Genomic DNA, 18639 nt, shown 5'->3' on the forward strand with positions numbered 1-18639 from the left:
GGTCACAACATAATTCGCGTGAAACTCTCCCCGTACTCGAAGCCATGTTCTACTCCGATGCCGCGCATCCAGTCAAGCAGCCAGGGTGGCGTCTCCTCCGGCGTGTCGCCGAGTTGACTGGTGTGACACAGAATCGCCGCGACCTTGCTCGAAAGGTGCCGAACCGCGTCTATACAGTACTCGTCCCTGTCGCCGTAGCCGGTGAGCCAGATTTCCGCCGGCCGCCAGGCCGCGAGCGCCCTGCCCTCGAATTCGAGCCGCGCCATGGCGGATCCGGCGGTGGGATAGATCGCGGCCAGGGTGGCCTCGCCGACCGCGAGGTGGTCGGGGTGCGAGGCCTCGACCGGCGCCGCGAGCACCCGGTGTGGATAGTGCGTCAGCACCACGGTCGGGCGGCGCAACCGCACCTGGGCGGCGATCGCGGTGCGTAGCTCGAGGGTCGGGACCACCGTGCCGTCGGGGAGCCCGAGGAAGGTGACGTCACGAACGCCGAGCATCCGCGCCGCGGCGACCTGCTCGGCGCACCGGATCCGCGCGACCGAGTCCCGCTCGGCGGCCGGGTCCGCGCCACCGAGCGCGCCGTCGCTGCACACCAGGTAGAACACCGCCACGTCGTGTTCGATCAGCCAGGCGATGGTGGCACCGAACAGGAACTCGGCGTCGTCGGGATGGGCCGTGACGACCAGGGCCACGGTATGGCGGGACGGATCGATCGCGGCGGTCACCGCGCGATCAGCTCTCGGAATCGCCGCGCCCGCTCGTCCGACAGCGGCACCGTCAGATGCAGCAGCTCGCTCGTCGGCGCCGGAACCACCGGCGGGGCAACGGGTGCCAATCCTGCGATGCCACGGTCGAGCAGCGCCCGCGCGGCCTTGCCCGCCACGTCGGCGACCGTCACCCACGGCACGTCCGGATGTCCGGTGCTCACCTGGAATCCGGCGTCGGTGAGGGTCTCGGCGAACTCGGGCTTGCGCTGTCGAATCCGTTGGCGCAGCTTGCCGAAGATGTCCCCGGCGCGCAACAGTCGCAGCGCCGCACTGAACCCCGGCTCACCAACCTGCATGGGCGCCACCGTTTCCCGCACGCGATGGGCGACGACGGAGGAAGCGACGGCATAGCCGCACCGAATCCCGCCCCACGAGTAGGCCTTCGTAAAGCCGCGCAGCACCACGATATTGGGGACGTCGGGGACGAGTCGAATCGCGCTGTCCGCCGCACCGAGATACGGCGCCGCCGCCTCGTCGACGACGACGATTCCGCCGTTCGAGCTCGTCGTCACGGCCAACGCCGCCAGTTCGGGCAACCCGATTACACCGGCGGTGAAATCCGGCCGATCGAGGTGCAGGACCGCCGGTCGGCGGGTGTGGATGGCGGCTTGCAGCTGCTGCGGGGTCGCCGGATGGTCGACCAGATGGACCTCGCCGCCACGGCTCAGCGCCCAGGCCTCGAGGTCGGGGTGCACAATCGCGGGCGCCACGATCGGCCCGCGATCGGCCAACCGCGAAAGTCCGTGCAGCAGTGCGGTAACGCCCGCACCGAAGGTGACCTGTTCGGGGGCGAGGGCGATGCCGTAGAAGCGTCCGACCACGCCCGCGCCGCGCTGCCCGCCGAACAGGTCGTCCACCGGATAGCCGCCGGCCAGGTCGGCCCCGAATCCCGGTAGCTCGGCGATGAATTCGGCCCAGATCGCGCTCGGCCGCGGGTCGAGCAGCGGTTCCTCGTCCGAGGCGTAGCGCAGGTCCAGCTCGACGTCGGCCGGCGTCGCCCAGGTCGACACCGCCAGCGACCGCGGCGGCACCGGTTTGAGTTGAGCGAGCAGGCGCACGCCGACCGCCTCCGTGCGCAGAATGTCGAACCCGGCCCGCCGCAGCGACGAAATCATCTCCGGCGCAGCATGATCGAGCAGGAGCAGGCCGGAATCGAACAGGTGGCCACGAATATTGCTGAGCAACCGCAATCGCTGCGCCCAGCTCAGCTCCGACCAGCCGAAACAGATGAGCGCGTCGACGGGCACCGGGGCACCGGGGTCATCGGCCGATACCGATATCACCTCATAACCGGGCAGTCGCCCGATCCGGCCGCCGACCTCACCCACCCGTCGGCCAGTGCAATACACGTCCAGCAGCCGGAGAATCTCGTCGGTGCCGCTCTCCCCCGGATCCAAGGCAGACATCAGGGAAATCCCATCGGTAGCATGCCCTCGCAGCCCGCAGAGATCTGCATGAGCTTGCGCCCGGGCGCGGTGGTCAGGAAGCTGGCCGACGGTTCATACAGGCAGAACCGATGGCCGGTCGGGTCATCGAAATGCATGGTGCGACCGAACTCCTGACTGATGATCTGGCGGCTCTTGAAGGCGACACCTCGGCCCGCGAGCCGCACGTAGCAGTCCTTGATGTCGGTCGTGTGAAACACCAGCAGATACGTGCCGCGCCGGGAATCAGCACTCGCGTCCCGTCGATGCTGCAGCACGAGCGTGATCGCCCCGGCATCGAACCGCGCCTGATGGCCGTTGCGCGACAGCAGAGTCAGCCCGAGCACGTCCCGATAGAATGCCGACGAGGTGCGCAGATCCGCTGTCGCCAACCGCAATTCGGTCACGGCGGGCCGCCGCCCGGCCGACCCCTTGACGAGCAGATAGCGATGCCCGTCGGTATCGCCGGCGGGCAGGGAGCGCTGGACGGGTGAACTGAACGTGATCACCAATTTGTCCAGCACCGCCGGGAGTTCCTCCTGCCGCCGCGACATGAGGTTGTAGGAGATGATCAAGGTGCCCGCGTCATAGCTGACGACGCCGTGCCTGGCCTTGGGATCGGCCTCGGTGGCCAGCAGGCGAAGTCCCAACTGCCCCTCGACGATTCCCCGTTGCGCGGCCAGATCCGCGGTATCCAGGAACACGTGCGACAGCGGGCTGAATTGCAGAGTCATCGGGCACCTCGATGCACTACGCGGGTTCGTAGGTCGTGGCAAGCAGTTCCTTCATTCTCGCTCCACTTGGGCTCTGCAGAGCCTCTTCCGACGGCTCCCACAGATAGAAGACGTGTCCCGAACTATCGGCCGACTCGGCGATCGCCCCGATGGACGAGCGGTTGATCCGATCGAAACGCATGCCCTTCGCGGACAGTTCGGTGACCGTCGCGTCGAGATCGGGGGTGTGGAAGACGATCGCCTTGCCGTGCATCTGGCGCGGATTGACGGTGCGAGGCGGGCACGGGTGGTCGACGATCTGTTCCTCGGGGCGGACGGTCTCCAGATGGTGCGTCGACAGGATCATGCCGCCGGTGTCGTACTTGATCACCCCGTCCTCGTCCGCCGTCGACGCGCGACTGCACGGCCCACCCTCGATATCGCGGATGCCGAGCCGGTCCGCGTAGGTCAGGAAGGCGTCCGCGGCGTCCCGGACGAACAGGAACAGGTAGATCAGCGGCTTGTCGGCCAGGGTGAACGCGGCCAGATCGGCGGATGCGCTGTGCCCGTTGCTCTTACCGTTCAACTTGGCCCGCACGGCCTGGATGCGGTCGCCGCTCGGCCAGGTGAGCGACTCGTCGGAGGTCTCGTAGAGCGTGAACCAGTGGTTGTCCGGATCGTAGAAGTCGGTGATCGCGCCGATCTCGTACCGGTGCGTCTCGGTGAACTCGATCCCGCGCGCCTCGAGCGCGGCCCGCGCATGGTCGAGATCGTCGACCAGGAAGACGATATCGGTGGAGTGATCGCGTTCGGTCGCCAGTTCGATGCCGTAGTCGTCGGCCCTGTTGAGCGCGAGAATCGCTGTCCCGCAATCGTATTTGACCGAGTCGGCGTCCTCTTCGAGCACGCGCAGCCCGAGCTTCTGCTCGAACCAGGCGCGCGAGACCGCCAGATCCTTGACGTAGAGGAACAAATAGACGATTCGTGAATCGGGCAGCATGGCTAATGTCCTTTCGCTGGAGCATGGTGACGGGGACGCGGTGTCGAGAGCTGCACGACCTTGGGCCCGCTGCCCCACGCGAGGCTTTCGGCTGACGGTTGGTACAGGCAGAAGGTGTTGCCGCCGGGATCCCGGAAGCGGGCCGTCGCGCCGATATCGCTGAAACCGACGTCCTGGCTGAAGGTCACGCCACGGCCGCGCATCGCCTCATAGGCCGCGTAGATGTCCGGCGCGTGGAAGACGACGAGGTAGGACTTGCGCCGGACGAGCTGCCCGTCCGGCGCGGTGACCGACTCGTCGAGGACCAGATCCGTTGTCCCGGTGGCCAACCGGGCGGACCGCTCGGTGCGGTCGAGCAGCTCGAAGCCGAACGCGTCGAGATAGTAGCCGAGGCATTCGTCCAGATCCGGGACGACCAACCGGACTTCGAGCAGGTCGGTACGCAGTCCCTCCGGTGTGCCACGGACGAAGTGGAAGTGATGGCCGTCGTGGTCGGTGAACCGCTCGTCCTCCCACTGCCCGAAGGCGTCGAGCGCGGTGCGCAGCAGCGCGGGATCAGCGGTCCGGTACACCATGGTGAGGCCGTCGGAATAGCCTGGCGCGAAACGTCTTTCCGCGAACAGGTTGAGCGACACGATGGTGCCGCCCACGTCGTATTTGACGAGACCGTGATGTTCATGCGGCGGATGGAACTGATTTTCTATCAGGCGTAGGCCCAGGTAGTTCTCCAGCAGATCCCGACCGGCGTCGAGGTCGGAAACGTCGGAAAACACGAACATGAGCGGAGATTCGGCCAGCCTCATCGTTTGTCACCTCGAGAGAAAGCGATCGGGACGGAATGCACGCAACGCCGCCGGCATGGTCCCGGTGACGAGGTAGTCGGTGAGCGCTCGGCCTGCCCCGACCGCGCCCGGGATGCCGTGCCCGCAGAAGCCCGCGATGATCCACTGATCAGGCCGGGTCAGCCGACCGATGACGGGCTGATCGTCGGGCGTGCAGTCCATCACGCCGATCCATCTGCGGGCCAACGCGAGTGGCGGCAGGTCCGGCAGCGCCCTGCCGAGAAACTCGACGGGCGCCCCACCGAGCACCACCGTTCCGTCGGCGCACTGCCGCCAATAGGCTGTGCCCCAGTCCACCGCCATGCCTGGCCCGAGCGACCGCGCCACCGGGGTGGTCGCCAGCATTTCGCGAGGCTGGGGTTGCAGGAACTGCGCGACGGAATCGAGCAGCCGAGCCGTGCCCGCCCCCGCCGCGAAAACGACATGATCGGCCAGCACAGTGCCCCGCGAGGTCCGCACCCGCTGCTCCTCGACGTCGAATACCGCACAGCCGGAACAGATTCGCGCCCCCGCCTCCTGCGCCGCGCGCGCCAGACCGTGCACCAGCTTGACCGGGTGCAGGGTCCGCCCGCTCGGCAACCAGCGCCCGCCGTGATAGCGCCGGCTGATCCGCATCCCGATCACCTCCTCGCAGTCCTTGCGCGTCAACGCGTGCAGGGCGGGCGCGCCGGACGGGCGATCGGTCACCTCGGCGCGGATGCGCTCCCACATCTGCGGCGAACTCGCCAGCGCCAGATGGCCGGTGGTCCGGCAGTCCGCGTCGATCTTCTCGTCGTGCAACACGTCGTCGACCAGGTCGGGGTTTTCGATCGGGCGCGAATTGTGCAGCGCGAGACCGGCATTACGGCCGCTGGCCGCCGCACCGAGATTGTCCCGCTCGAGCAGGACGGTGTCGATGCCCGAGCGGGACAGCCAGTAGGCGGTGGCGACGCCCATCAGCCCGCCGCCGATCACCGCGACCGTCGCCGCGGCCGGAGGTTCCTCCGGCCGCAACCAGGTCGGCTCGGGCAGGTCGGCCCAGACGGGCCGATCGGTGACTCGCTGACCCACGATCATTTCGGCGTCATACGGTGACGACAGGCTTCTGTGCTTGACCGTTCGTCCGCTGCAGCTGCTCGTTGAAGATCTCGAACAGGTCCGCAGGCGGGGTGTTGAGCACGTCGGCGAAGATCTCGTCGTCCTTGGTGACCACGATGTCGAACGCGGTGAGCTCGCCGGGTGTCAGCGTGCCGACCCGCTCGCCGCTCTCCTCGTGGATCAGCGCGACCGGACCCGTCGGCGAGTGGAAGTGGGTGCCGACCGGCGGATAGTGGTTCACCTTCGCCGGTCCGAAGATCAGCGGCTGATCCGGATCGGTGAGCACCGCACCCAACGGGGTGTGGATGCGCCAGGAGACCCGCCAGATCGCGGTGCCCGGGAAATCGCTGCCGTCGGGACTGTCCGACTTGACGATTCCGTCGTTGGGCCGCGAGAAATTCTGCTCGATCCGAATGGGGCCGAGCTGCGCCTGAATGAGCTCGCCGCCGTGCATCAGGATCTTCAGATACATTTCGTTGCGGCCGTCACCGTCGAGATCCATCCGCGGACTGCGGTGCATGAGCACGATGCCGTTCTTGACGCTCATCGGGTAATTCTCAACCACCCCGTCGACGGTCAGCAGGCACGAGCACACGCCCTTGAGCAGTTCGACGCCGCCGACGCCGGGGAAGTTCTTGTTGAATCCCCGGATCGCCTGGGTGAACGTCTCCTGCGCGGGCGGGTTCGCGGTCAGCGCGCTGATCTCGGCGTTCAGTTGCTTGTAGGTCTCGTTGTTCTGTGCGTTGACGCGGTCCTGAATGGACTTCCAGCGGAAGAGTTCGACCACCTTCACCGAATCGCCGTTGCTGCCCGGCGCGCTGCGCACCAGGTCGATCGGGTAATCACCCGCGAACCCGAGTTCGCGCAGCGTCGCCCACTTCGTGCGGACCTTGTCGATGAGTTCATCGGCTTTCAGTGCCGGTACCTCGTGGGTCTCCATCTGCATGAGAGACTCGTTGCGATAAATATTGACGGACATATTGCTCCCCAATGCTTGCTGGGCCTTCCCGAGAAAAGTGTCGCAGTCGGGGGCCGGGGGGCGTTCTCGCGCTTTGCCCACTCGCCGAACGGGATTCACGCCCCGGGGCGCTCGACCGGAATCACCGCGGCGTCCGCACGTGGAACAGCGCCGACGGTGGAACGGAACACGAACCACCATCGGCGCAGGCACCGTCGGAAATCGCTCAGCTGCTCTCGCGCTGGAACATCCGGATGCCCCACCACACGGTCAAGCAACCCACCGCGAGCAGCACCAGAATCCCGACCAGCAGCGACCGCGAACCGTAATCGCCGAGGAAGGCCGCGCGCTCGGCCTCTACGACATAGCTCAACGGATTGACCCGGGAAATCGCGTAAAGCCACTGCGGCGCAAGGACCGTCGTGACCGGGATCAGAATGCCGGACAGCAGCATGATCGGCAGCACGAGGGTGTTCATCAGCGGGCCGAACGCCTCCTCCACCTTGATCAGCAGGGCGAGCGCGTACGAGAACGACGCCATCGTGACACCCAGCAGACCCACGATGAGCAAGCTCAGCAGCACACCGCCGATCGGCGCGCGCAGGCCGAACACCAGCACCGCCACCAACACCAGCAACGCACCCTGCACCATCATCTGGACCGCGGCGACCAGCGCCCGGCCGAGCAGCAATGCGGCCCGGCTGGCCGGGGTGACCCGCATCCGGTCCAGCACCCCGCCGCGCCACTCACTGATCAGGCCGAAACCGACGAAGGCGCTGCCGAACAGACCGAGCAGCACCAGCATCGCCGGGGTGAGGATCTGCCACGAGGTGCCCTCGGGGAAGCCGGGCGCCTTGGTCACGCCGTGCAGCAGCGGCCCGAACAGGAATAGATACAGCAGCGGCTGCATGAGTCCGACCAGCACCCAGACTGGGGTGCGCAGCGAAAGCTGGAAACCGCGCTTGAACACCAGCCACGTATCAAGCAACATCGCTCTTCTCCTCCTCCACGATCTCGCCGATCTCGGCGTCGCGCAGCGTTCGACCGGTCAGGGTCAGGAAGACATCGTCGAGCGTGGGCTTGCGCACCTCGATATTCCGGATCGCGATGCCCGCGCTGTCGAATTTGCGCACCAGATCCGGAATCGCGGTGTCGCCGTGCGGCAATCGCGCCCGCACGGCCCGCTCGTCGAGGGTCAGCTCGATCGGCCCGGCGATATCGATGATCAGCTCGCGGGCCCGGTCCCGTGCGGTGGGTTCGACCCCGATGGTCACCTCGTCGCCGGCGATGCTCGCCTTGAGCGCGTCCGGGCTGCCCTCCGCGATGAGCCGGCCGTGGTCGATCACGAGCACCTTGTCGCAGAGTGCGTCGGCCTCTTCCAGGTAGTGCGTGGTCAGGAAGGTGGTGACGCCGTCCCGGTCCCGCAGGGCCCGGATGTGGTCCCACAGATTCGCCCGGCTCTGCGGGTCCAGGCCCGCGCTCGGCTCGTCGAGGAACAGCACGGGCGGCTGGTGGATGAGGCCGAGCGCGATCTGCAATCGCCGCCGCTGACCGCCGGAAAGCGTTTTCACGTAACGGTTTTCCAGCCCCGCCAGGTCCAAGCCGACCAGCAGCTCATCGATGCGCTGCCGCACCTCGTCGACGGTGAGCCGATAGAACCGGCCCTGAATCTCCAACTCCTCGTGGACTTTACATTCGGGCGTGGTGCCGCCCTCCTGTGCCACATAGCCGATCCGGCGACGCACGCCGATCGGATCCGAAAGCAGGTCGCACCCGGCCACTTTCGCGCTGCCCGCGGTGGGTCGTAGCAGGGTGGTCAGCATGCGTAGCGTCGTCGTCTTGCCCGCGCCGTTCGGGCCGAGGAAGCCGACCGACTCACCGGCCTCGACAGCGAAGTCGACCCCGCGCACCGCGTTGATCTCCTTGCCCCGCGTCTTGAAGGTCTTCGCGAGGCCGCTCGCCTCAATCATGACCACTGCCACTCCTTCGTATAGTTGGCGAATTCGGAACTGGGCGAACAGGATCGCTCCAACTCGCTCTCCATGACCAGTGGCAGCGCGAGCACCAGGGGCGGATCGATGTATCGGCGCGAGCGCAGATACATCCGCGCCGGGGAGCCGGTGACGGCCACCCCGCCGACGATCTTCACCGGGGTGCGGCTGGCCCCGACGTAGCAGAAGTCCATCGTTTCCTTGCTCAGGCTGCCCGCAACGGTGACCGACGGATCGAAGCTGATGGCCCGCAGGTGGTATTCGCCGTCCGGCAGGTCGCCGAGCGAGGCGATGCCGGGCACGCCGACCACACCGCAGGAGAAGATCGGCCCCTGCGGGATCCCGGAGGAGAACAGGCCGACCGCCGCCACGGTGTCGCGCAGCTCGCCGTCGATCCGGCACACCACCTGCCTGCGGGCCGGTGCGGGCAGCACGTCACGCAGGCTGGCCAGCGCCTGCTCGCACGAATGCTCGGAATACAGCCGCGACGCGCGCCGGAACTGCCCGGGCGGCACCCCGACCAGGTAGGTGAACCGCGAGGTGAAGGTGCCGATGCTGGAGTAACCCACATCCATGCAGATGTCACGAACGCTGGCGGAGGTGTACATCAGCCGCCGCTGCGCCTCCACCATTCGCAGCGCGGCCAGAAATTGCGCGGGGGCCGCTCCGGTCAATGCGTGAAAGACCCGATGAAAATGAAATTGACTCAATGGTGTGGCAGCCGCCAGGTCGCACAGTCGATGATTGGCGCCGACATCGGCTTGCATAAGTCGGACTACGCTGGAAATCGCCGCAATTCGATCGCGCGCGGCCCGTTCCGCGCTGCTTTCGCGTACCGTTCGATCTACCTTCAGAGGCTCCATGACATACACAGCTCTATCGGGCGCTTCGCGGCGGACGCGGAGCGACGAATCGGCAAATTTCATTTGGAAGCGATAGAATGATTCTAACGCACCTAGGTGATCGAGCCAACGATTAGACGGCCCTCCTTTCGCCTGAGATAGCCTCGAAGAATTTGACGCGTCAGGCTTTTACATCGCGTCCGATCTGTACCTTTTGTCCGGGTCGCTGATATTTCTCTCCACCGATTCCCCCACGCCCTGTGGGCGGCCGTAGTACCATTCGCGCCATGCCAACCCCCTGGATCTTCCGGATCGTCATACCGGTCGACGATATCGAGGCGGCGACCAAGTTCTACTCGGCCATTCTGAAAACTCCCGGCGAGCGCGTGTGGGTCAACCGGCATTACTTCCGGTGCGGCGAGGTGATACTCGCCTGCGTCGAACCCGGCCCGGACTCCGGCGATTTTCACATCGACGGGGACCCGCGCATCATCTATCTCGGCGTGGACGACATCGAAGAGACGATGGAACTGGTACGTCGCGCCGAACCCGCACGCCTCGACGCGTCCATCGAGGAACAAGCGTGGGGCGAGCGCTCGTTCTACGCCGAAGACCCGTTCGGCACCCGGCTCTGCTTCGTCCATGGCTCCACCATCTACGAGGGCGGGGAATTCGAGGAGTAGCTCAGTACCGCAGCGGCAGCTCACGCAGTCCACGCAGATGCAGGCCGCTCGGTCGCCAGCGCAGCTCCGCGCGCGGCACGGCCACCCGCAATTCCGGCAGTCGGCGCACCAGCGCAGGCACGGCGATGCGAGCTTCCAACCGGGCCAACGCGGCACCGAGACACGTGTGGATGCCGCGCGCGAACGCGAGGTGCGGGTTGTCCCGGCGAGAGATATCGAGACGTTCGGGATCGGCGAACACCTCGGGGTCCCGGTTGGCCGCGGCGAGTGAGACGAGCACCAGATCGCCGCGGGCCAACCGCTCGCCGCGCAGCGTCACGTCCTCGGTGACCAAGCGGCGGCGCAGCACGACCGGCCCCTCGTAGCGCAGCAATTCCTCGACGGCCCAGTCGATCAGGCTCGGTTTCGCGCGCAGTCGCTCCAGTTCGCCGGGGTGTTCCAACAGGCTGAGCATGCCGTTGCCGAGCAGATGCGTGGTGGTCTCGTGCCCGGCGAAGATCAGGCCGAAGGTCATCGAGACCAACTCGATCTCGCTGAGCCGGCCGACATCGCTCTGCCGCACCACCTTTCCCAGCAGGTCGTCGGTCGCGGTGTGGCGCTTGCGGTCGAGCAGTGCGCGGACGTAGGTGATGAACTCGGCGACGTCGGGCGCCAGTTCCTCGGCGCTGCGCGGGCTGCGATCGAACCGCACCAGCACATCGGACCAGTGCCGCAGGCGATCTCGGTCCTCGGGCGGGATGCCGAGCAGGCGCATGATCACCGCGATCGGCAGCGGGAACGCGAAATCGGAGATCAGATCGAAGGTGGGATCGCCTGGCCTGCGCAGGATGTCGTCGATGAGTTGGTCGGTCATCTCGGTGATGAATTCCCGCAGGCCCCCGACCATCTGCGGCGTGAAGACCCGGCTCACCAGGCCGCGCAGCCGCTCGTGTTCAGGCGGATCGTTGCTCGACATGAACTGGTCGAACAGCGACATCACGTCCCGCGCGGCTGGCGACACCCCGGGGATGTCGCCGGACTGGGACAGCATCGCGCGGCTGGAGAAGCGCGCCTGGTCCTTCAGGATGACCAGTACCTCCTGGTACGGCGTGACCAGCCAGACCTCGCGCCGGTCCGGCAGCGCGATCTTGCACACGGGCGATTCGGCGCGCAGGCGGCGATACAGTTCGTGCGGATCGGCGTCCAAGGCCGGATCGAACAGGTTGACGTCCACTTTCGTCACCACGGGGTCACCTCGATGCGTCGGCGGCGCGCGGAAACGCCACGGGGGGAATCGGATTGAGCAGCGACTCGAACGTCGAACGGGGCGCGTCCGGCTCGCCGAGCAGCCGGGCGAACCGCTGCCCCTCGTAGGTGGCCTCGGCCAGCCCGCGCGGTGCCAGCGCGTCACCGATGACGAATACCCGGCCGACCGCACCGCCGAGTTTCGCCGCCAGATCGTCGGATGGTGCTCGCATCGTGGCCAATACGACGAAGTCCACGCCCGCGGCCAGTCGCTCCATGCCGGTGCGCACGTCGTACAGCGTGACCGTGTGGTCGCCGATTCGCCGCAGGTAACTGTGCGGGCTCACTCGAACTCCGTACCGGCGCAGGGTGCGTGTGATGATCGGCGCGTGTCCGTCGTAGGTGAGGTTGTGCACGAGGTCGGGATGCCGGGTGACCAGGTGGACGCGCATGCCCGCTCGGGCCAGCAGTTCCGCGATGCCCGCCGCGGTGTTGATGCCCTCTTCGTCGAGGATCAGCACCGATCCCGGCCGGGGTTCCCACGCTGGATCGAGCACTTGCTCGGGGCGCAGCACGAAGTCTCGGTCCCATCCTGGAATCGGTGACGGCGCGAAGGCGCTCTGCCCGTCGGCGACGTAACGCGAACCGGTCGCGACGATCACGGCGTCGGGTGCCAGAGCGGCGATGACATCCGGGCCGCCCGCGGTCTCGGTGCGCACCGATACGTTCAGCGAATCCAGTTCTCGCAGATACCAATCGACGACGCCACCGTAGTTGTGCCGACCGGGCAGCCGGGCCCACCGCGCCAGCTGGCCACCCGGTTCCGGCTCCCGTTCCAGGAGCGTGACTCGGTGTCCGCGCAACGCCGCCACCCGCGCCGCTTCCAGACCGGCCGGACCGCCGCCGACGACCACGACGCTGCCGGGCATCGGCGCGGGTACGAATGTCCTTGTTCCCCAGCGTCTTTCCCGACCGGTGGCCGGGTTCAGCGCGCAGCCGTATCCCCCGCCTGGTCGCTGCACCGTGGCGATGCAGTGATTGCAGGCGATGCAGGCTCGGCTCCGCTGCTCGCGCCCTTCCTTGGCGTTGCGCACCAACTCCGGCTCGGCGATCAGCCCGCGGCCGATGCCGACCAGATCGACCGCGCCGGCGGCGAGCACCTTTTCGGCCTCGGCCACCGAGGTGACCCGGCCGACCGAACTCAGCATCGGGACGTGCGCGGGCACCGTCTTACGCAGGGCAGCAACGGCATTCACCAGATGCAACGGCGCGACCAGCGAGGGGGTCGTCATCAGCTCCGGCTGCTGCGGTTCCACCGCGATGTCCAGGTCGATGAAGTCGACCAGCGCGCGGTCGACCAGGTCCAGCGCGATCTCCTCGACGTCGGCGGCGGTCAGACCGCCGGTCAACCGCTCGTCACAGATCAACCGGACCCCCGTGGCCAGGCCGTCGCCGCATTCGTCCCGGATCGCGGTCAGTGCCTCGACGAGCAGCCGCATCCGGCCCTTCGCATCGCCGCCGTATTCGTCGTCGCGGTGATTGAAATACGGGGAAAGGAACTGTTCCATCAGCACGCCGTGGCTGGCGTGGATCTGCACGCCGTCGTAGCCGGCCTGCAACAGGTTTCGGCTGCACCGTCGGTACAGACCGACGAGCAGCTCGATCTCGTCCCTGGTCAGCGCGTGGCAGGTGTCGTAGCGCTCAAAGCGCTGGGTGGCGGCCACGCCGAACACCGGTGCGCGCGGACTGAGCGGTTCCCACGGGCCCGCGGTGAGCGACGAGTAGTGCAACTGGCCGAAGATCCGGGCGCCGTGCTCGTGCACCGCCTCGGCCACCGCGGCGAACGCGCCGACCGACTCCGCGAGTGCCGGGCAGGCCAGTCCGCCGAGCAGCGGCGCCATCGCCAGGCTGTGGCCGAACAGCCCGACGCCCGCGCGTGCGCGTTCGGCGTAGTAGGCGGCGAAATCGTCGGACGGAACGGAGAGTCCGGCGAATCCGGGAACCGTCAGCGGTATACCGTGCGGCGGCATGTAGATGCGGTTCGCCACCGTCATCGGCCCGACATCAATGGGCTGGAACACGTGTGGATAATCCATTTCCATCGGCCGACCTCACGAACCTTCGACGGTAGGATCGAATCGTAGCGCCGATTTCTTTCATATGGTGCGCGATGCCGCGCGGACGGCAACACGCGAGAAGTACGGCTAACGCTTCTGCCGTATTCTGGGCCGGTCTCGGCATCATTGCAAGCTGGAGGAGAAATGGCAGACTACCCGAAGCCTGTTGCGAATGAGGATCAGGTACGCGACAGCAATCAGCAGGGCGCTCGCCGTATGTTGGCCGCCTATTCGTGGGCGCAGACGGAGATGGTAAAAGAATACATTTCCCCCGACATCATCAACCGGTCGGCGCACCCGGCGGGCACCGAAGACGAACAGGAAGAAATGCGCACCGAGCACGATATCTTTCCGGACATCCACTTCCGGGAAGAACTCGTGATCACCGAGGGCGACATGGTGTTCCTCGGCTGGGTCAGCAGCGCGTCGCACACCGGCGAGCTCTACGGCAAGAAGCCCACCGGCATCAAGATCGAGCTGCACGGCGGCGAGATCCTGCGCTTCGAGGACGGCATGATCGTCGAGCACTGGGATCACTACACCAAGCCGCGGCTCGAGGCATACGTGCTGCTCGGCGTCATGGACGAGGACTCGCTGAAGAAGATGAAGGCCGAGGGACTGAGTTAGCCGAAACCGGATAACCGCACGGGTGAACAGGATTGAACATGAGCAGCATGACCGACCTCCGCGAGGCCAACAAGGTAGTGGCGCGCGAAATTCTCGCGGCCTGGAACGAACGCGGCGAGTCGTATATACCGCGCCATCTCGTCAGTGAGCAGTTTATTCGGTACTTCCCCCATCCCGTAGGCTTCGCGGCCTATAACGGCAAGGGTGAACCCAGCGATCCGGTGCTGCCGAAGAGTGCGTTCCCGAACCAGCATTTCACCGAACAGATGATGATCGCCGACGATCAGAATGTATTCCTCGCCTGGGACCTCACCGCGACGCACCGGGGCGAATTCTACGGGCTGGAACCGACGAACAAAGACATCCTCGTCTACGGCTCCGACGTATTCCGGATCGCGGACGGGAAGATCGTGCAGCACTGGGACTATTACCCGAAGGCACGGATCAACGCACTCGCGCAATTGGACGGATTAGGGCCGGATATCCAGCGGAAAATCATGGACGACGGTTATCTGCGCAGAAATCGCGTCACCGGCAAGGTATTCATCTGACCGCCGATACCGCTGCCCGCAGCAGCTTCGGATCCACTTTTCCGAGCGTGGTTTTCGGGATCTCCCGGAGCACGCACAGCTCCTCGGGCAGCTGGTAGCGCGGCAGCCGCACGGCCAGCGCCGACCGCAGTGCGTCCAGCGTGCAGGTTCGCCCGGCGGCGGGCACCACGCACGCGCAGACCACCTCGCCGAGCACGTCGTGCGGCACGCCGATCACCGCGGCCTCGGCCACCTCGGGGCAGCCGCGCAGCGCCTCCTCCACCTCGCGCGGATCGACCTTCTGCCCGCCCCGGTTGATCTGGTCGGTCATCCGGCCCACGACATACAGGCGGCCCTCGGCGTCGAAGCGGCCGAGATCACCGGAGTGGTACCAGCCGGTGCCCAGCTCCGCTCCCGGTCCCGCGGGCGTCCCGTCGACCGGGGGCTGCCAGTACCGCACCGGCGACAGTTCCCGGGCGAAGACGATCTCGCCCACCTCCCCGTGCGGTACGGGCCGCTCGTGCTCGTCGACGACACCCACGGAACCGGGCACCGGCGTGCCGACCGAACCGGACAGCATCTCGGCGCGGTCCGTGGTGCCGACCCCGATGCCCTCGCTGGCGCCGTACATCAGCATCAGCTCCATGCCCATCCGATCGAGGATGGCCGCGAGCAGGGCTCGATCGAAAGCGGCACCGCTGGCCACGCCGATCCGGAGCGAGCCGATATCGTGCGCCCCCTCGTCCAGCGCGCCGAGCAGCATGGTGAAATGCGCTGGGGAACCGTGGAATACGGTGATTCGCTCGCGCTCGATCAGCTCGAGCACCGCCGCTCGGGAGAATCGTTCGACGGGCACGATCGCGCCGCCGCTCAGCAGTGCCGCGGTGGCGAGCATGAGCCCGAAGCCGTGCGACAGCGGCAGGTGGCCCAGGTGCACGTCGTCGGGTCGGAAGTGCAGTTCCTCGGCCAGCCGGGACCAGCTGCGGGTGAGCTTTCCGTGATATCCCATGGGCATTTTGGGTGTTCCGGTGGTGCCCGACGTGGTGAAGATCGCCGCCGGCTCGGTGGCCGCGGGGCGCGAGTTGCCGGTGCCGTCGTCGGGCGCGGTAGCGAGGTCGGCGAACGACAGGGTGCCGGGTAGCGGTTCGGCACCGACCAGCACGATCGGCAGATCAGCATGCTCTCGCTGCACGAATTCCACAGTCGCACGGCACTGTTCGCTGTCGATCAGCGCGAACACCAAGGCGCGGGCACCTGTTCGGTACACGGCCGCCGACAACGCGGGCAAGGGCAGCTCGCGGTCGACTGCCACGTGAATCGCGCCGTGCCGCCAGGCGGCCGCGGCGGCGATCAGATGTTCCGGCCGATTGCCCACCTGGCACAGCACCGGATCGCCCGGCCGAATGCCGAGTCGCCCATACGAGGCGGACAGCCGGCGGATCCGATCCGCCAGCTCGGCGTAGGTCAGTACCGAATCGGGCGATCGCAGCGCCGTCCGCGCGGGCCACCGTTCGCAGGCCCGCGCCAGCGCCGCGGCCAAGGTTTCTTCGGGCCCATCCGCCACCCGGCCATCACCCCTCGTCGAGTCGCTGCGCGATGTCTCACTCATTGGTCCCTCCAGCCCGCAGAATCTCGACGATCTCGGCGAACTTGCTGAGGGCCGCGAGTGTGTTCGGCGCCAGGCACACCTGGAGCTGATCGATGCCCTGTTCGCCGAATTCCCTTAGCGTGGCGGCGATCTCGTTAGGCGTTCCGGTCACCGCACTCACCGATCGGCGTTCCCGCAGCCGAAGCGGGACATCTACGCCATAGGCGTAGGCATCCGCGAGGTCGACCAAGACCGTCGCGGTTCGCGTCAGCGTCGCCGGATCGCGCCCGACGTCCCGGCACGCGGCATCGACGGCCTCGCGCAGCGGCGCAATAACTTTCGGATGGCTCTCACCGAAAACCAGCCAGGCATTCCACATGTCGGCATGCCGCGCGGCCAGCCGCAGCATCCGCGGGCCGTGCGCGATCGCACCGACCAGGATGGGCGGGCCGCCCTCGAGTCGCGGCCGGGGTTTGAGCTCGCAATCCCGCGCGGAGTAGAAGGTGCCGTCATAGTCGGCGCGCCCCGTCTTCAGCAGAGCCGCAATCACGGTGAGCGCCTCTTCGAACCGGTCGACCCGGCGGTCCCACGGATAGCCGAATGCCTGGTGCTCTTGCGGATACGACCCTGCGCCGAGGCCGACGATCAATCGGCCGCCGCTGATCTCGTCGACCGTGTCGGCCATTTTCGCCAGCAGCGTCGGGTTGCGCAGGCTGGTCGCGGCGACCAGCGAGCCGAGCCGGATGGTGCTGGTCACGGCGGCGAGACCCGCCAGCGCCGTCCAGCATTCCCACAGACCCTTCCACGGGCTGCCCCGGCCCTCGGTGCGCACGACCAGGTGATCGATCAACCAGATCGAGTCGAGCCCGACCTCCTCCGCGCGGCCCGCCATGGCGGCGATATCGGGCCAGCGCGGGGTCGCGCCGTCCATCGCGCCCTCCATCTGCGGCAGCACCAGACCTATTTCCATGCCGCCCCCATGTCAGAAGGTCACCGGTAGCGCGGCCAGCCCGCGCAGGAAGATGCCACCGGGCCGCAGTTCGAGTTCGTCGGCGGGCACCGCCAAGCGCAGCTCGGGCATGCGGCGGACGAGCACCTCGAACGCGATCCTGGCCTCCAGGCGCGCGAGCGCGAGTCCGATGCACACGTGAATTCCCTTGCCGAAGCCCAGATGTCGATTATCCGTCCGGGAGATGTTCAGCGCGCCGGCGTCATCGAAGGCCTCGGGGTCCCGATTGGCGCTGGCAATGCCGACCAGGACGACATCCCCCTGCTCGATCGTGACCCCAGCCAAATCCACGTTCTCGACGGCGATCCTGGCCCGCGGCACTTCGACCGGCGGGTCGTAGCGCAACAACTCCTCGACGGCGCGGTCGATCAGGGCCGGGTCGCGTCGCAGTTTCTCGAATTCCGCGCGGTGGGTCAGCAGTGCGCGCGTGCCGTTGCCGATGAGATGCAGGGTGGTCTCGTGCCCGGCGAAGATCAGGACGTAGATCATCGCGAGCAGATCGTCCTCGGACAGCCGGTCGCCGTCGTCCTCGACGACGGCCAGCGCACTGATCAGATCTTCGGCGGGCGTATTCCGCTTGTCCTGCACCAGTTTTCGCAGATAGTCCACGAACGCGTCGACCTCGGTGACGATCAACTCGGCCTGCTCGAGGCTGCCGTCGAACGACGCCAACGCCGTCGACCACTTCCGGATGTCCGCGCGGCCCGCCTCGGGGATGCCGAGCAGGTCCATGATGATGGTCACCGGGATCGGAAAGGCATAGTCGGCAATGACTTCCATCCGCCGCTCGCCGGTGGCGCGCGCACGCTCGAAGACATTGTCGAGCAGGTGCTCGGCCAGGTCGACGACGTTCGGCCGGAGCCGTTCGACGAGTCGCGTGGTGAACGTCTTCTGCACCAGCTTGCGCAGCCGGGTGTGCTCCGGCGGATCCTTGCCGAGCATGATCTCGTTGAACAGCATGTAGACATTGCTCAGGTGCGCCGGAATCGCCGAACCCTCCTGCCCCAGGAATGACTGGGTACTGAACCGATCCCGGTCTGTCAGAACGGATTCCACGTCGGCGTAGCGGGTGAGTAACCAGGCGTCGCGGCCGTCGGGCAGTTGCAGCCGCAACGCGGGCCGATCCGCGCGCAGCTCGGCATATATCGGATAGGGATCGGCTCGAAATCGCGGATCTACCAAGTCGAGTCGCTGCGGCAGCACCATGAGTCCTCCTGCGCACGTCAGCAAAGATCGTATCGACGGGG

The 18639-nt window shown here is 66.8% G+C and carries 19 protein-coding genes; 4 read left to right on the forward strand and 15 right to left on the reverse strand.

Annotation, left to right across the window (positions count from 1 at the left end; genetic code table 11):
* Nucleotides 1-2 precede the first annotated feature (2 nt).
* The 10 genes from ACFWF1_RS30390 to ACFWF1_RS30435 form a co-directional block, all read right to left on the reverse strand.
* The gene (locus ACFWF1_RS30390; RefSeq protein ID WP_379281462.1) at nt 3-725 is read right to left on the reverse strand and encodes a PIG-L deacetylase family protein; all 723 of its coding nucleotides are present in this window, start codon (nt 723-725) and stop codon (nt 3-5) included.
* A complete protein-coding gene (locus ACFWF1_RS30395; protein ID WP_379281461.1) occupies nt 722-2173 on the reverse strand; it encodes an aminotransferase class I/II-fold pyridoxal phosphate-dependent enzyme in 1452 nt (483 codons plus the stop codon). The genes ACFWF1_RS30390 and ACFWF1_RS30395 overlap by 4 nt, the downstream gene beginning before the upstream one ends.
* Nucleotides 2173-2925, reverse strand: coding sequence for a VOC family protein (locus tag ACFWF1_RS30400; RefSeq protein WP_379281460.1), 753 nt, complete (start codon nt 2923-2925; stop codon nt 2173-2175). The genes ACFWF1_RS30395 and ACFWF1_RS30400 overlap by 1 nt, the downstream gene beginning before the upstream one ends.
* 16 nt (nt 2926-2941) lie before the next feature.
* Complete coding sequence (locus tag ACFWF1_RS30405) at nt 2942-3904, reverse strand: VOC family protein (RefSeq protein WP_379281459.1); 963 nt, start codon at nt 3902-3904, stop codon at nt 2942-2944.
* Nucleotides 3905-3906: 2 nt separating this feature from the next.
* Nucleotides 3907-4707 carry a VOC family protein gene (locus ACFWF1_RS30410; RefSeq protein WP_379281458.1) on the reverse strand — a complete coding sequence of 267 codons (801 nt, stop codon included), beginning with the start codon at nt 4705-4707 and terminating at the stop codon, nt 3907-3909.
* Nucleotides 4708-4713: 6 nt separating this feature from the next.
* Nucleotides 4714-5802, reverse strand: coding sequence for an NAD(P)/FAD-dependent oxidoreductase (locus ACFWF1_RS30415; RefSeq protein ID WP_379281457.1), 1089 nt, complete (start codon nt 5800-5802; stop codon nt 4714-4716).
* A 7-nt stretch (nt 5803-5809) separates the two neighbouring features.
* Nucleotides 5810-6769, reverse strand: a complete 960-nt coding sequence (locus tag ACFWF1_RS30420; RefSeq protein WP_379281456.1) for a hypothetical protein — start codon at nt 6767-6769, stop codon at nt 5810-5812.
* A gap of 238 nt (nt 6770-7007) precedes the next feature.
* Nucleotides 7008-7772, reverse strand: a complete 765-nt coding sequence (locus ACFWF1_RS30425; RefSeq protein WP_379281455.1) for an ABC transporter permease — start codon at nt 7770-7772, stop codon at nt 7008-7010.
* Nucleotides 7762-8751 (reverse strand): ATP-binding cassette domain-containing protein, encoded by a 990-nt coding sequence (locus tag ACFWF1_RS30430; RefSeq protein WP_379281454.1) that lies wholly within the window; start codon nt 8749-8751, stop codon nt 7762-7764. Before ACFWF1_RS30430 ends, ACFWF1_RS30425 begins: the two co-directional genes overlap by 11 nt.
* Complete coding sequence (locus tag ACFWF1_RS30435; RefSeq protein ID WP_379281453.1) at nt 8748-9446, reverse strand: helix-turn-helix domain-containing protein; 699 nt, start codon at nt 9444-9446, stop codon at nt 8748-8750. Before ACFWF1_RS30435 ends, ACFWF1_RS30430 begins: the two co-directional genes overlap by 4 nt.
* Before the next feature lie 3 nt (nt 9447-9449).
* On the opposite strand from ACFWF1_RS30435, the gene ACFWF1_RS30440 reads away from it, so the two are divergent.
* Both ACFWF1_RS30440 and ACFWF1_RS30445 read left to right on the forward strand, forming a co-directional pair.
* Nucleotides 9450-9716: a hypothetical protein gene (locus tag ACFWF1_RS30440; RefSeq protein ID WP_379281452.1), complete on the forward strand. Its 267-nt coding sequence runs from the start codon at nt 9450-9452 to the stop codon at nt 9714-9716.
* A 185-nt stretch (nt 9717-9901) separates the two neighbouring features.
* Complete coding sequence (locus tag ACFWF1_RS30445; protein ID WP_379281451.1) at nt 9902-10297, forward strand: VOC family protein; 396 nt, start codon at nt 9902-9904, stop codon at nt 10295-10297.
* Nucleotide 10298: 1 nt separating this feature from the next.
* Here the strand turns inward: ACFWF1_RS30445 and ACFWF1_RS30450 are convergent, their stop codons facing one another.
* Nucleotides 10299-11522 carry a cytochrome P450 gene (locus ACFWF1_RS30450; RefSeq protein ID WP_379281450.1) on the reverse strand — a complete coding sequence of 408 codons (1224 nt, stop codon included), beginning with the start codon at nt 11520-11522 and terminating at the stop codon, nt 10299-10301.
* 4 nt (nt 11523-11526) lie between these two features.
* Nucleotides 11527-13602 (reverse strand): FAD-dependent oxidoreductase, encoded by a 2076-nt coding sequence (locus ACFWF1_RS30455; RefSeq protein WP_379322238.1) that lies wholly within the window; start codon nt 13600-13602, stop codon nt 11527-11529.
* 180 nt (nt 13603-13782) lie between these two features.
* On the opposite strand from ACFWF1_RS30455, the gene ACFWF1_RS30460 reads away from it, so the two are divergent.
* Nucleotides 13783-14265: an ester cyclase gene (locus ACFWF1_RS30460; protein ID WP_379281448.1), complete on the forward strand. Its 483-nt coding sequence runs from the start codon at nt 13783-13785 to the stop codon at nt 14263-14265.
* A 38-nt stretch (nt 14266-14303) separates the two neighbouring features.
* A complete protein-coding gene (locus ACFWF1_RS30465) occupies nt 14304-14816 on the forward strand; it encodes an ester cyclase (RefSeq protein ID WP_379281447.1) in 513 nt (170 codons plus the stop codon).
* On the opposite strand, the gene ACFWF1_RS30470 is transcribed toward ACFWF1_RS30465, so the two are convergent.
* The 3 genes from ACFWF1_RS30470 to ACFWF1_RS30480 are packed head-to-tail and all read right to left on the reverse strand — an operon-like array spanning nt 14809 to nt 18598.
* Nucleotides 14809-16404, reverse strand: coding sequence for a class I adenylate-forming enzyme family protein (locus ACFWF1_RS30470; protein ID WP_379281446.1), 1596 nt, complete (start codon nt 16402-16404; stop codon nt 14809-14811). The genes ACFWF1_RS30465 and ACFWF1_RS30470 overlap by 8 nt on opposite strands.
* Nucleotides 16397-17353 (reverse strand): LLM class flavin-dependent oxidoreductase, encoded by a 957-nt coding sequence (locus ACFWF1_RS30475; RefSeq protein ID WP_379281445.1) that lies wholly within the window; start codon nt 17351-17353, stop codon nt 16397-16399. Before ACFWF1_RS30475 ends, ACFWF1_RS30470 begins: the two co-directional genes overlap by 8 nt.
* Nucleotides 17354-17365: 12 nt before the next feature.
* The gene (locus tag ACFWF1_RS30480; protein ID WP_379281444.1) at nt 17366-18598 is read right to left on the reverse strand and encodes a cytochrome P450; all 1233 of its coding nucleotides are present in this window, start codon (nt 18596-18598) and stop codon (nt 17366-17368) included.
* Nucleotides 18599-18639 lie beyond the last annotated feature (41 nt).

This window comes from Nocardia sp. NPDC060255 (assembly GCF_042727395.1).
In the GTDB taxonomy this organism is placed as follows: domain Bacteria; phylum Actinomycetota; class Actinomycetes; order Mycobacteriales; family Mycobacteriaceae; genus Nocardia.

Coding starts and splice junctions, on each gene's coding strand:
- ACFWF1_RS30460 (WP_379281448.1), top strand. CDS start 13,783: ATGGCAGACTACCCGAAGCCTGTTGCGAATGAGGATCAGGTACGCGAC.
- ACFWF1_RS30445 (WP_379281451.1), top strand. CDS start 9,902: ATGCCAACCCCCTGGATCTTCCGGATCGTCATACCGGTCGACGATATC.
- ACFWF1_RS30475 (WP_379281445.1), bottom strand. CDS start 17,353: ATGGAAATAGGTCTGGTGCTGCCGCAGATGGAGGGCGCGATGGACGGC.
- ACFWF1_RS30405 (WP_379281459.1), bottom strand. CDS start 3,904: ATGCTGCCCGATTCACGAATCGTCTATTTGTTCCTCTACGTCAAGGAT.
- ACFWF1_RS30425 (WP_379281455.1), bottom strand. CDS start 7,772: ATGTTGCTTGATACGTGGCTGGTGTTCAAGCGCGGTTTCCAGCTTTCG.
- ACFWF1_RS30410 (WP_379281458.1), bottom strand. CDS start 4,707: ATGAGGCTGGCCGAATCTCCGCTCATGTTCGTGTTTTCCGACGTTTCC.
- ACFWF1_RS30430 (WP_379281454.1), bottom strand. CDS start 8,751: ATGATTGAGGCGAGCGGCCTCGCGAAGACCTTCAAGACGCGGGGCAAG.
- ACFWF1_RS30395 (WP_379281461.1), bottom strand. CDS start 2,173: ATGTCTGCCTTGGATCCGGGGGAGAGCGGCACCGACGAGATTCTCCGG.
- ACFWF1_RS30480 (WP_379281444.1), bottom strand. CDS start 18,598: ATGGTGCTGCCGCAGCGACTCGACTTGGTAGATCCGCGATTTCGAGCC.
- ACFWF1_RS30465 (WP_379281447.1), top strand. CDS start 14,304: ATGAGCAGCATGACCGACCTCCGCGAGGCCAACAAGGTAGTGGCGCGC.
- ACFWF1_RS30415 (WP_379281457.1), bottom strand. CDS start 5,802: ATGATCGTGGGTCAGCGAGTCACCGATCGGCCCGTCTGGGCCGACCTG.
- ACFWF1_RS30470 (WP_379281446.1), bottom strand. CDS start 16,404: ATGAGTGAGACATCGCGCAGCGACTCGACGAGGGGTGATGGCCGGGTG.
- ACFWF1_RS30400 (WP_379281460.1), bottom strand. CDS start 2,925: ATGACTCTGCAATTCAGCCCGCTGTCGCACGTGTTCCTGGATACCGCG.
- ACFWF1_RS30420 (WP_379281456.1), bottom strand. CDS start 6,769: ATGCAGATGGAGACCCACGAGGTACCGGCACTGAAAGCCGATGAACTC.